Here is a 12816-nt window from a genome sequence, read left to right on the forward strand (position 1 = left end):
TCATCGGATTCTTTCGGGTGAGCAGAAGTGAAATGTTGACAAAATTCCCGATTTTCCAGAAGATAGAAGCAATAAGAAGTCAACTTTTTGCCAAATCGTGTTGGAACGGAGAAGTGATGGGATGAACTTTTTTGTGGTAGGAGACATACATGGCTGTTTTTTCACCTTTCAACGGATGCTTCACGAATATTGGGACCGCAACAACGAAATATTGATTCAAGTCGGGGATTTGGTCGACCGAGGCAAAAACGCCCCGCAAACTGTTCAACTGGCCAGGGACTTAGAACAAACTGTTCCGGGACAAGCCATATTTTTAAAAGGCAATCACGAAGCGATGATGCTGGAACATTTTTCGAAACCGCCGAATTTTAATTGGCTGTTGCAAGGCGGCCAGGAAACAGTCGATCAGTATGCAGCAGCTGGCCGGGATATCACAAGCGACATCGCTTGGATCAACGCGCTGCCCTTATTTTATGAAACCGAAAAGCTGTTTGTCAGCCATGCCGGCATTGCGGAAAAATCACGTGACCCATTCGATGAAGACAGCCCGTACGGCATACTTTGGAACCGCAGCAAATTAAAAAATTTGGGCAAACTGCAAATTGTCGGGCATACGCCGAGTAAAGAGCCTGTTTACGATCAAGCGAGCCATGCGTATTACATCGATACCGGAGCGGCTTACTCCGGGCATTTAACTGGCATTAAAATTGATGTTTCCGGTGAACCGCTTGAATTGTTTTCATTAAAAACCGACGCACGAGATTTATAAAAAAGGTGTTCCGTACTTGTCCGGAACACCTTTTTGCTTCGTTTTAAAATAGCGAGGTCAAGTCGCGGAACTGCTGAATCGTGTAGTCGGAATCATGTACATCGCCAAATCCGTATGCCGCATAGACGAAAGGAATTCCAGCAAGCTGTGCAGCCTCGTAGTCTTTTTTTGTATCGCCGACGTATACTGAAGACGCCAACTGGTTGCGGTCCATCACCAATTTGATGTTTTCTCCTTTTAACAAGCCGGTTCGCCCGGGATTTTCAAAGTCTTGAATAAGGTTGCCAAGTCCGTAGTATTCCAAAAAGGCCTCAATATATCCTTCCTGGCAGTTGCTGACAATGAAAAGCTTGTATTTTTGCGCTAAACGTTCCAGCACTTCTTTCACATCGGGATACAAGATCCCGCCATGTTCAATCAAATAGTCATTTTCAACCATGCTGCACCGATCGAGCAGTTCTTTTCTTTTGCTTGCCGACAAATTAGGCAGCAGCTTTTCTCCGATTTCCTCTATTTGCAGCCCCATCATGGCGGTTAAATCGTCTTTCGTCACTGAGAAATTGCCTTCTTCCAACTTTTCAAACACTTGATTCCACGAAATGGCAATCGCCTCCCGCGAATCCCAAAGCGTCCCATCCAAATCAAAAATAATGCTGTCCATTTGCACATCTCCTTTTATGTTGCCGCCGTTTGTATTTCCCGCCAATTGGAAGCCCTAAACTTTTAAATGGTGTTTCTGATTCTGTCATGCACTAGAAGGTTTGCCGATTATGACAGTGGCATCCAACTCCTCAGAACGCGCCACTTCGGTTTTTAATCCATGGCTGCTAAGAATTTCAACGATCTGCGGGGCTTGCCGTATGTTTGCTTCCGCCATAAAACATCCACTTGGTGCAAGCCAAGTGACAGCGCCAGCGGCAGCTTTCCGGTGCATCGCCAAGCCGTCTTTTCCCCCGTCATGCGCTTCTCTCGCTTCATAGAGCCGGGCTTCTGCGGGAAGGCGCGCCAACATCTCAGTGGGAACATACGGAACATTGGCGACAATCAAGTCGATCTTTCCTTTCAAAGCTGCAGGCAGCGGCTCGTACAAATCGCCTTCATAGATGTGAGCGCCAATAGAAGCTAAATTGCGGCAAGCGCAATGAACTGCATTGCTGTCAATGTCCGTCGCATGCAGTTCAATGGATCCAATTGAAGCAGCAAGTGCTGCTCCAATCGCGCCGGAGCCACAGCACAAATCCACCACAATTGCCCCTTCACGAACGGCCGATCCGGCTTGGTGAACGAGAAATTCCGTGCGCCGGCGCGGCACAAAAACGTTCCGATCAACACGGATCTTTAGCCCGCAAAATTCCGCCCACCCAATGACGTGCTCCAATGGTTCACCGGCTGACCGTTTGGCGACCATCAACGCCAGTTCAGCAGGCGAATGCGCGGCTGAAACAAGCAGAAATGCTTCTTCTTCCGCATAAATACACCCAGCCGACTGAAGCTTTTTGCTAATTCTGCCCAAGTGAAAAGTTGCTTTCCTGTCGCTCATTCCTCCGCCCCCCTTTTACCGTTTAGCTAAATAATCCATCAACCCCATTGAGCTCACTTGGAGGTCCAATTCGATGATGGAATATACTTCTCTGCCACCTTGCACGCCTTGTGCCCGCAGCTCGTTCGCCACCAGCTCGAACAGCCGCTGCGCAAGGATATCGGAACCTTTGCCTTCTGTGAACACCGCCTCCGCTTCTTCCAAAAATATCGGCAGCCACTTGCTGACTTGCTTTAAGGCCGCATTCGGGCGCGTCGTCATACCGAAATGGCCATAATAAATGGCGCCGAGCTCCATGGCGCGAAGGCGTTCTATTGCTTGATGCATCGCTTTTGGATCAAACTGGTTCGGCGACGTGGAAGGCAAAAACAAGTCAATGCCTTCATCCACCAATTGCTCATAGCGAATTCCAACCGTATCGCCGGCAAATACCCCATGGGATACCGGATCGTAAATGCTGAAATGATGATTTGCGTGCCCCGGCGTATCCAGAAACTCCAGCGTACACAGCGGCCCAATTTTCAATTGGTCGGATTCGCCCATGACGAGCAGCCGTTCTTCTGGAATCGGCACGATCGGTTCAAACAAATCTGAAAAGCGGTCTGTATAAACGGCCTTCGCTCCGGCAATCAAGCGTTTCGGATCGGACAAGTGCCGTGCCCCTTTTGGATGGACCACCACTTTTGCATTCGGGCACTCTTGAAGCAATAAACCAGCTCCTCCTGCATGGTCTAAATGAATATGGGTGACGATGATAAATTTTATTTGATCAAGCGCAATTCCTAATTTTTCCAATCCATTTTTTACGTGTTGAATCGACGGGCTTGGCCCCGTTTCAATTAAGGTGATTTGTTCTTCTATAATGACATAGGTTCCGGTTCGTTCGGGAAAGCCCATATCAAAGCCGTCTATTAAATAAATTCGTTCGTTCAGCTGCAGCGGGTACCGTTTAAACATATTGTTCCTCCTTGAAAAAAGTGATTTTGCGCTTAGGGTTAGTAAAGTTTCGATTTGTTGAACTGAATTATAAGAATACTCTACCAGTTCCAGCGGATACTGGACAAGCTTAAGCAAACGCAGTGGGGGTTTTTCGGTTTAGTTTTCGCAAGATGCAGGAAAACTCCTACTAGAATGGAGGGGACAACAGCATGGCCAATAATCAAAACGCAGCTAAATGGAATATGGAAAAAGTCCGGTCCACGCTTCCTAGACGAACAAGCAGCAGCCATAAAGGAACATACGGCACCGGTTTATTGATCGCTGGCAGTGCCCGTATGCCTGGAGCGGCGATGCTTGCCGGCCTTGGAGCAATGAGGAGCGGCGTCGGCAAACTGGTCATTGGGACAGACCCGGAAGTGATGGCTGTTATTGTTCCTCGATTGCCGGAAGCCACCTATGAACAAAATGGCTTGGGCAGAATCGCTGAAGGAAAAGTTGACCTTTCCCCTTACCGGGCAATTGCAGTCGGACCAGGCATTGTTCCGAACGAACAAACAGAAAAAGCCATTGACATGCTTTTAGCAGCCGAAGTTCCCACTGTCATAGATGCCGGTGCATTGTCGAAAAGGACCTATAACGGCCGGAAAGCGCCGACGATTTTAACACCCCATTTAGGGGAATTTTCCCGCATGACCGATATTGCGATTCATGAAATTGAGCAAAACCGGATTTCGCTAGCGAAACTTTGGGCCCACACTTGGCAAACTGCCATCGTTTTAAAAGGGCAAGATACCGTCATTGCTTTTCCGGGCGGCGAAACGTGGATCAACCCCACAGGCAACAGTGCACTGGCCAAAGGCGGGACTGGCGATACGTTGACCGGCATGCTGCTTGGCATGCTGTGCATCCATGATGACTGGAAACATGCGGTCTTGAATGCAGTTTTTCTGCACGGCGCTTGCGCAGATGCCTGGGTCGAAACACGATCGCCCCATACGCTGCTCGCTCATGAATTGACCGACCTTCTCCCGCACGTATGGAAGAGATTTGAATAGAATCCTAAAAAGGCGAATGGCTATGTAAATGAAAAAAGCGTTTTGCAAGCCAGCAAAACACTTTTTTCAACCGAGCATCAAAGTGATAAAAACACCGCACGCCGTAATCAAACCAACCATTGGCCCGCCTTTTTCATGCGCTTCTGGCATCATCGTAGACGCAATCATGGCCACAATGGCACCTGCTGCAAATGAGGAAATGATGGCGTGCACCGATTCGGACGCCTGGGCCAGCACGGTAAATCCCAAAAAGGAACTGAGGGAAGAAGCAACAAGGACGAATGCCCACATGAGAAGAATTTTCTTTGTCTTGTAGCCGCCTTTTTTTAGCCCCGTCGTGCTGGAAATCCCTTCCGGCAAATTGCTGATGAAAATGGCCGCAATCAGCGCAATTCCCACACCGCCTCCTTGAGCAAGCCCAAGGCCGATCATCGCGGATTCCGGCACCGCATCCATAACGGTTCCGATAAAAATGGCCAGCCCTGTGCTTTCGTCAGAATGGGCCAGTTTCTCTTGGCCATGGCCCGAACGTTTTCGGTGCATTCCGCCTTGTCTTGTAACAAGTCCATCAAAAAGCGTAAACAAAGCGGCGCCGCCCAAAAAACCGAGAGCGATGTCCGTCAAGCCGCCGAGCTTCATCGCTTCTCCCAATAGTTCAAAACAGACAGCCCCGATCAAAGCACCGGTTCCAAGCGCCATCACATAAGCGATCAAGCGCTGAGGCAAATCAACCGCCAGCACGATAAAGGAACCGATCAAATTGGCTGCTCCTGCAACCGCTCCCCACAATAATGCAGCCCCCATAATCAAACATCCTTTCTTGGCCAAAAAGAGCAGTATTTCGAATTGGTCAAGAACTCACCGAATTACATATTCTTAGTGGCACCTGGCTACGGCAAAAGATTTCCTGCCGCTTGGTAAATTTCATACCATTCTTCCCTCGTCATGTAAATATCAGCTGCTTTTGCAATAGCTGTCAGGCGTTCTGGCGTCATGGTGCCGACAATCGCTTGAATTTTTGCCGGATGGCGCAAAATCCATGCTATGGCAATTGCCGATTTCGTAGCGCCGTAGCTATCGGCGATTTCTTGCAGCTTCGCGTTGATTTCCGGCATGTCTTCGTTGTCGACAAAAAATCCTTCAAAGCTTCCGTAACGAAACGGCGACCACGCTTGGACTGTTATATCGTTCAACCGGCAATAATCGAGGACGCTGCCGTCCCGGTTCAAGCTATTGTCGTGGCGCGTGTTGACTTGAACGCCGGCATCGATCATGCCTGTGTGCATGACGCTCAATTGCAGCTGATTGACGATCAAGTCTTGATCGACGTGTTTTTTCAGCAATTCGATTTGCAGCGGATTGTGGTTGCTGACGCCAAAATGGCGCACTTTCCCGCTATTGTATAAGTGATCGAACGCTTCCGCCACTTCTTCCGGCTCCACGAGCGCATCCGGCCGGTGAAGCAGCAAGCTGTCCATATAATCAGTGTTCAAGCGTTTCAAACTGGCTTCAACCGTCTTCACAATATGCTCTTTTGAAAAATCATAGAAGCCTTTCCGGATGCCGGCTTTAGACTGCACAATAATCTTTTCGCGGATGGACGGGTTCATGCCAATCGCTTTCGCAAAAACTTCCTCGGATTTGCCGTCCGAATAAATGTCCGCATGGTCAAAAAAATCGATCCCCAAATCAAGTGCATTGCGGACCACTTTTTCCGCGTCTGCAGTGTCCAGTTTCCCCATGCTCACGCAACCGAGCGCAATCGCCGAAACGCTTAAATCGCTTGTGCCTAATTTCAGTTTCTTCATGCTTTCCCTCCTGTCGGTTTATAAAATCAGTTTACCCTTTTATTGGCATGACAAGCTTCTTGGTGAAACCATCTTTCTTTTAACCGGCCCGGTTAAGGCGTTCACAAACCGAAATGAGTTCGGATTATTTCAGCCGTCTCTTCCGGACGAAGGTTTGTGTTGTCGATTCTCATATACCGGCTATGTTTGATTTCCCCATCCAGTGAATTCAATCGGTGAATCTTCATCGATTCTTTCAAGTTTTTCTCAGATTCTTCTATATTCCGTTTGGTCGGCTTATGCTCGAGACGGTGGCCGGTTTTATTGCGTTCTAGCCGCACTTCCATATCCGCTTCTAGTTCGACGAAATACACTTCATCTCCCTGCGATTCGAAGATTTCAACGGTGTTTTCGACAAAATCCCAATCTTCCTGCATATCAAAAGTCCATACGTACGTAAAAATCATGCCGTCCACCTCGCTTCCTGCTACGGTTTGGAAGATCTCTTTGCGGAACAGATCAGCCAAACGCCACATTTCCGGGCTAAAGCCAAAGAACGGATAAAGCAAATCGATCGTCATGTGGTTATGGAATAATTTCAAGCCTGTCATTTTTTCAAGTTCCTGTCCAATGGTCATTTTGCCAGCCGCTTGCGGGCCGAATAATAAAATAAACTTCATCTCGTCCTCTTTTCTTACGACTCTTTTATCGTATGTTCTCGTATGGGTTCAATTTCCGCTTTCTTTACGAACAAACCGGTGTACACCAATGCAGTCCCGATCAATAAAACCACGCCGATAAAGACCGACATCATCACAGGCATTAAAAAGGCCCCGAGGATGATTGTCGAGCGCGCTAGCAGATCCGCTCCGCTAAACGACAAATTGGAAAAAGCCGAATACGATCCTCGTTTGTCCGCCGGCATCATATTCGCCTGTTCTGCATTGCGAACTGGCGAATAAACCAATTCTCCGAGCGTCGCAATCAAAGTGAATGCGATCAATACTTGCCACGAGTTTGCCGACGTTACGGCGATATAACCGATTGAATACATGAAAAGCCCGGCGAGCAAAACGCGCTGCTTTGAAAAACGGTCGGTAAATTTGTTGATCAGAAATGCAAAACACACCACAACCAGCATGTTCTCAATATTCAAGACACTGAGCATCCGGACGCCGGAAATTTCAAAATCGCCAACTTTTAGCGGATCAAATGTCTCGGCTAGTCGGATACCGATATAGCTGTTGAGCGAAAACTCGGCTGCAAAAATGAACATCGAGCCAGCCACCACTTTGACAAAAGGCCAATCTTGAAACGCCACTTTGTAATTGTGAAGCATATCCACCAGGACATTTTGATGCTTTTTCGCCAAACGCATGGCGCCTTCATCGATCAGCCAAATTTTATAGGCGATCGGCAGCATAGCACTGATGGCTGTCAATAAAGCAAAAAGCTCTACTTTGTGGCTAATGTACAGCAGTCCCCCTAAAGCGGTGCCGATCGCCATCGACAAGTTAACGAACCAGTAATCGAGGGCATACACCGCTTTCCGGTTTTCTGGCGTCGTGGAATCGATGATGATGGCGTGCATCGCTGGCCGCCCCAGGCTGCTCGTAACAATAAACGCCACATACGCCGCAGCAAACAAAGCGATAAAATTGGATTCCGGCAATAAACTCACCAGCATCAAGAAAAACATCAACGCATTCAAAGAAGACGTTGCGAGCAAGACTTTTTTGCGTTGGAAACGGTCCGATACATAGCCGCCGATCAAATTGATGATGAAGCTGATGATCACCGTGCCTGCTAAAAAAGCCCCGGCCCAAATTTTGCCCATTTCCTGCGAGAAAAACAACGCCATGAATGGCATAACGGCAGAAGACACGGCTCGGTTAAAAAACGAGGTGATAAGGCGCACTTTAATGTTTTGAGGATAATCTTTCCAACTCATGTTGTCTCCCTCCCTTGTATTATGTATATTAAACTAGACAGAAGAAATGAAAAATAGACAATCTAAATTATAATGTCAGCTTTTAATAAAGGAGATCGCGATGGAAAAACATTTACTCGCCTTATGGCAATCCATTCCTTCGGGAGAGGTGAAGCAAGAAGAATTGGCCGAACTCCTGCAGTTGAGTGTGCGGCAAACCACACGGTCAATAAAAAAATGGGTTGAACAAGGATGGTTCTCGTATGAATCTGGACGTGGAAGAGGCAATGCTTCCCAGCTGAAATGGCTGAAAAACGTCGAAGAATATTACGAAGAACTGCTCAATGATATGATTGATGCAGAAGGCATTGAAAAAAGCAGCAAATATTTGTTGTATGATTGGTCGTCTACCAGCAAAGAACGGATCGTGAAAAAATTTCAATCCAAATTCGGCTACGTTCAAAGCACGACCGAACACGATAAACTCATCATCCCGAGGCGCTATCCTTTGTTGACGATGCACCCGCTTGAGACAGCAGAAGTGCACGGGGCAAGCATTGCCGCGAATGTCTTTAACCGGCTTGTTGCGGTGGATGCCAATGGAATCATTGCACCAGAACTGGCACACAGTTGGGACCTTTTCCCTGAAAAATTAAGATTGTATTTAAAAAAAGACGTGAAATTCCACGATGGCTCGACAATGACGGCTGACGACGTTGTGGAGTGCTTAATCCGATTAAAAAATCACGCGCATTATAAAGAGTTGTGGCAGCCGATTGCGAACATTGAAAGCCCAGCGCCGCTCGTCGTCGATTTGCATCATCCGCAAGGCTGCAGCTATTGCCTTCAAATGCTTGGCATGATTAATTCGAGCATCTACAAAGAAGTTGAGGGGCAGTTAAGCGGCACCGGCGGGTTTTATGTAGAAGGCGGCCACAAAAACAAAACCAAACTGGTTGCCTTCAAAGAGCATTTCCGCGAACGGCCTTTGCTTGATGCCGTGGAGTTTGTCGTCGTGCCGGAAGACGTCGACTTTGCCTATCGCTCCGCTGCAGAAGAAAAACCTAACGCCACTTTTCAAGTTGAAAGCGATTCAGGGTTTGGTGTCGTGATCATGAATGCTTTCCGCCAAACAGATATCAGCCGGAAGGAAGTCCGTGCCTTTCTTCATTACATCATCGCAAAACACCGGCACGAAATCGACCGGCTCGAAGCCAATGTATCTCCAAATCACAAAAGCTGCTTGGCCGGACATGACCAAAAATACGTCCCGCCAAAAATCGGCCGGCCAAACTTTGAAAAGCCGCTCGTATTAAAGACGACCGGATACGTCAAAACCATCAGCGACTGGCTCGAGTCGGTCTTCGAAAAAGAAGGGGTTCCGTTCGAAGTCTTGCATTTGCCGTTTAAAGACTATACGTTTGATGACCGGCAAAACAATCAAGCGGATTTGTTTATCCACGGAGAAGTTTTCGAGATGAACCAAAACTTTTCGTTTTATCATTTCTTGACCAACGGCCAGTCGCCCCTCGCCCGCGTATTGCAGGAAAACGAACAACTTTCGCGTTATTTGAAAGACTATGCCCAAACGCCTTTTGAACAATGGACCGCTTTAAACTTAAAAGTCGAAAAATCCTTGATGGAATCGTCGGTTGTCGTACCACTTTATTACGTTAAACGCCAAATTCCTTTTTCCATCGATTTGGCCAACGTCAACATCAGCCATTTTGGCTATGCGGATTTTTCGAAACTATGGCTGCGTCCGCGGCTTGATTGAAAAAACCGCCTGATCACTCAACCACTTTGCCATTAAGGAAAAGTCGCTTTTAATCATCTGTTTTTCTTGCCTTTAAATAAACGATTGCTTACATATTAAACACAAAAACAGCCCAAATAATATGAGGGCTGTTTTTATTTCAAACTAAAAATTATCATCAGTTTTATCTTAAATATTTTTTAGCCAGCTCTTTCGCTTGAATCGGCCGGCTAAAGTAATAGCCTTGCATTATAAAACAATCTTTACCCAACAAAAAGTCCAGCTGCTCTTTTGTTTCGACGCCTTCTGCAATGACGTTCAAATTCAAGTTTTGGGCCAACGTAATGATGGTGTTGGTGATGGCGGCATTGTAATCGTCTTGCACCACTTCTTGGACAAACGACTTATCGATTTTCAAGGCATCGATGGGAAAGTTTTTCAGATAGCCTAGCGATGAATAACCGGTACCAAAATCATCGATGGCGATTTTTACGCCAAGCTGCTTGAGCTCTTTCATTTTCTTCATCGTCACTTCGGTATTTTTGATGATTTGATTTTCCGTTAATTCAATGTGCAAGAATTCGGGAGCCAAATCCAATTCCCGCAGAATGCTTTCAATCATCGAAATCAAATTGTCTTCTTCGAATTGGCGGCCGGATAAATTCACGGACATCGTAATCGAGGAATGGCCATCGGCATGCCACTCTTTTAACTGCTTGCTTGCATTGACCAGAACCCAGCGGCCGATTGGAATGATCAACCCGGTTGCTTCGGCAATGGGAATAAAATCAATCGGAGAGACCATGCCTTCGGTTGGGTGATTCCAGCGCAGCAATGCTTCTACTCCGAGAAGTTTATTCGTATGGCCGTCAATTTGCGGCTGGTAGTAAATCTCCAGTTCATTTTTATCCAACGCTTTATACAACGCATTTTCCAATTTGATGCTTTCCATATTGCGGTCGCTCATATCATTTTCAAAAAAGTGATAATACGTTCCTGATTTTTCTTTTGACTTGTACATCGCCGTGTCTGCATTCATGATCAACGTTTCCGCAGTCGTGCCATCTGCAGGTGACATGCTGATGCCAATGCTTGTTTTGATGTAAATTTCGTTTCCTTTGAGCGAAAACGGAGGAGAAAACGCATTGGAGACGTTTTCGACGACCTTCAAAACATCCAGCTTGCTTTCGATATTTGTCAGGACAATCATGAATTCGTCGCCGCCTTGACGGGAAACAAACGCATCTTCCGGTACATTTTCAGTCAAGCGCCCGGCTACTTCTTTCAACAAAAGATCGCCGAAACTATGGCCTAAACTGTCATTGATGAATTTGAAGCGATCCAAGTCCAAATACAAAACGGCTATCTTTCTCCCATTTTTTTTAGCTTCGATCAATTCCAGGTCTAATTTATCGTTCAATAGAATACGGTTCGGCAGGTCGGTCAAGTTGTCATAGTAAGCCAAATATTTGATTTCTTCTTCCAGCTTTTGGCGTTCGGTAATATCTTTAAACGTAATCACTTGCCCTAAAATGGTGTTGCCTTCTTTAATCGAGGAAATGACGTATTCTACTAAAAAGCTTGTGCCATCTTTTTTGCAAAAATGTTGAGTTTGGGATAAAGATGATGAAATATTACTTTGGCTGGAATTTTCGAAAATAATATTGGCTGATTTTCCGATCAATTCATTTTTTTCATAGCCCAGAAGCGATTCGCTGGCCGCGTTGCAAAACGTAATCGTTCCGTCCAAATCCAGGCCGAAAATTCCATCGCCAGCTGAATTTAAAATCAATTCCCGCTCCCGGCTCAGATTTTCCAACTCCCAAACGACCCGTTCCAGCTCATTGTTTTTGATGCGAATTTCTGAGGTTCGTTCTTCGATAATGACTTCTTGTTTTTCCATGTACAGCAAATTGGATAAGGTTGCCGCTGTAGCATCGGCAATTGATTGCGCCAACTGGATATCCGTTTCCGAGAAATACATCTCACTTTTTTCCAGTTCCACAATAGCCAAAGCCCCCAAAATTTCACCCATGGCCACCAAGGGCACCATAAACATGCCTTTTATGCCAAAGATACTGCACAAGTCATGATTGGGCCGATTATCAGCCATTACATTTGGGATAAGCAATGCTTGTTTGGTACGGATTACTTCTTGAAACACTTCGTCTTCTTTCGGATCCATTTGGGCCTTGCCGTGTATTTCCATCCAATCTTCTTCTGTCCAATCGCTATCCTGGCTAAGGCTTGCGGGTTTGATTTTCTTTTCAGCCAACGGATCAAGCAAATGGACTCCGACGTTTTGGTTGTTCAATACTTCACCTACATAGAAAAAGCATTTATCTAATACTTCCTGCATATCAGAAGCTAGTGATAAATCCCGCGTTAAATCTAGCAACAATTGCTTTTCGGAAAGCAAGTCTTCTTTCCGAGAAAAGTTGGCGGCATTGCGGATTGCCACTCCAGCCATATTGACAAAAGCTTCTACGGTTTGAATTTCTTCTTGCTTTAAGTTCATCGGAATGCCGTAATCAAACAAAAAAACTACTCCAAACAATTCATCTTCGTATGTAATGGGCAACGCCAATAACGATTTGATTTTAAATCCTTGAACCGCTCTTGGATCCGGCCGGTTGTCTTTTGATGTATCCGGTATGTAAATGGTTTTTTTTGTTTCGATCACTTCTTTAGCCAACAAATCATACTCAGTATCCACAACATGCATATCGAGCGTCATGCCATTGATCACTTCGGGTTTTCCAACATAACCCCTGAATTGGCCGTCTTCTTGTGGCAAGTAAATCCCTACGGAATCACATTGGACAATTTCCTCGGATATTGCAGTTACCACTTGTTCAAGCATTTCCCGAAGGTCCATTTTCGAGTTGATCAACTTTGTAATATGCGCCAAACGAGAGTATCGTGTTTGTTCTTCGAGCATGCAGCAACTCTCCCATTCTATTTCTTATAATCATTAACTTTTCTACATATTCCTGCAAAAAGCCATCAAATTGTTTATCGGTCTTATTGGCTATTTTCT

The 12816-nt window shown here is 46.1% G+C and carries 11 protein-coding genes; 3 read left to right on the forward strand and 8 right to left on the reverse strand.

Annotated elements, in window-relative coordinates; all coding sequences use genetic code 11:
* The first annotated feature begins 121 nt into the window (after positions 1 to 121).
* Positions 122 to 769, forward strand: a complete 648-nt coding sequence (locus ACRRQV_RS03075; RefSeq protein ID WP_432527504.1) for a metallophosphoesterase family protein — start codon at positions 122 to 124, stop codon at positions 767 to 769.
* Positions 770 to 812: 43 nt separating this feature from the next.
* Here ACRRQV_RS03075 and ACRRQV_RS03080 read toward each other — a convergent pair whose 3' ends face one another.
* The 3 genes from ACRRQV_RS03080 to ACRRQV_RS03090 form a co-directional block, all read right to left on the reverse strand.
* Positions 813 to 1430, reverse strand: a complete 618-nt coding sequence (locus ACRRQV_RS03080; RefSeq protein ID WP_432527506.1) for an HAD family hydrolase — start codon at positions 1428 to 1430, stop codon at positions 813 to 815.
* A gap of 84 nt (positions 1431 to 1514) precedes the next feature.
* A complete protein-coding gene (locus ACRRQV_RS03085; RefSeq protein WP_432527508.1) occupies positions 1515 to 2309 on the reverse strand; it encodes a putative protein N(5)-glutamine methyltransferase in 795 nt (264 codons plus the stop codon).
* A 15-nt stretch (positions 2310 to 2324) separates the two neighbouring features.
* Positions 2325 to 3266: an MBL fold metallo-hydrolase gene (locus ACRRQV_RS03090; protein WP_432527510.1), complete on the reverse strand. Its 942-nt coding sequence runs from the start codon at positions 3264 to 3266 to the stop codon at positions 2325 to 2327.
* Positions 3267 to 3457: 191 nt separating this feature from the next.
* Between ACRRQV_RS03090 and ACRRQV_RS03095 the strand changes: the two genes are divergently transcribed.
* Positions 3458 to 4303: an NAD(P)H-hydrate dehydratase gene (locus ACRRQV_RS03095; protein ID WP_432527512.1), complete on the forward strand. Its 846-nt coding sequence runs from the start codon at positions 3458 to 3460 to the stop codon at positions 4301 to 4303.
* A gap of 66 nt (positions 4304 to 4369) precedes the next feature.
* Here the strand turns inward: ACRRQV_RS03095 and ACRRQV_RS03100 are convergent, their stop codons facing one another.
* The 4 genes from ACRRQV_RS03100 to ACRRQV_RS03115 form a co-directional block, all read right to left on the reverse strand.
* Positions 4370 to 5107: a ZIP family metal transporter gene (locus tag ACRRQV_RS03100; RefSeq protein ID WP_432527514.1), complete on the reverse strand. Its 738-nt coding sequence runs from the start codon at positions 5105 to 5107 to the stop codon at positions 4370 to 4372.
* A gap of 86 nt (positions 5108 to 5193) precedes the next feature.
* The gene (locus tag ACRRQV_RS03105) at positions 5194 to 6111 is read right to left on the reverse strand and encodes an aldo/keto reductase (RefSeq protein ID WP_432527516.1); all 918 of its coding nucleotides are present in this window, start codon (positions 6109 to 6111) and stop codon (positions 5194 to 5196) included.
* 101 nt (positions 6112 to 6212) lie between these two features.
* The gene (locus ACRRQV_RS03110; protein ID WP_432527518.1) at positions 6213 to 6770 is read right to left on the reverse strand and encodes an AAA family ATPase; all 558 of its coding nucleotides are present in this window, start codon (positions 6768 to 6770) and stop codon (positions 6213 to 6215) included.
* A gap of 14 nt (positions 6771 to 6784) precedes the next feature.
* Entirely contained in the window at positions 6785 to 8041 is a 1257-nt protein-coding gene (locus ACRRQV_RS03115; RefSeq protein ID WP_432527520.1) for an MDR family MFS transporter, read from the reverse strand.
* A gap of 100 nt (positions 8042 to 8141) precedes the next feature.
* Here ACRRQV_RS03115 and ACRRQV_RS03120 point away from each other — a divergent pair, with 100 nt between their 5' ends.
* Positions 8142 to 9797, forward strand: coding sequence for an ABC transporter substrate-binding protein (locus tag ACRRQV_RS03120; RefSeq protein WP_432527522.1), 1656 nt, complete (start codon positions 8142 to 8144; stop codon positions 9795 to 9797).
* Positions 9798 to 9960: 163 nt separating this feature from the next.
* Here ACRRQV_RS03120 and ACRRQV_RS03125 read toward each other — a convergent pair whose 3' ends face one another.
* Positions 9961 to 12717, reverse strand: a complete 2757-nt coding sequence (locus ACRRQV_RS03125) for a bifunctional diguanylate cyclase/phosphodiesterase (RefSeq protein WP_432527524.1) — start codon at positions 12715 to 12717, stop codon at positions 9961 to 9963.
* Positions 12718 to 12816 lie beyond the last annotated feature (99 nt).

Origin of the sequence: Planococcus sp. YIM B11945, from assembly GCF_050864155.1 — a bacterium.
Lineage (GTDB): Bacteria > Bacillota > Bacilli > Bacillales_A > Planococcaceae > Planococcus.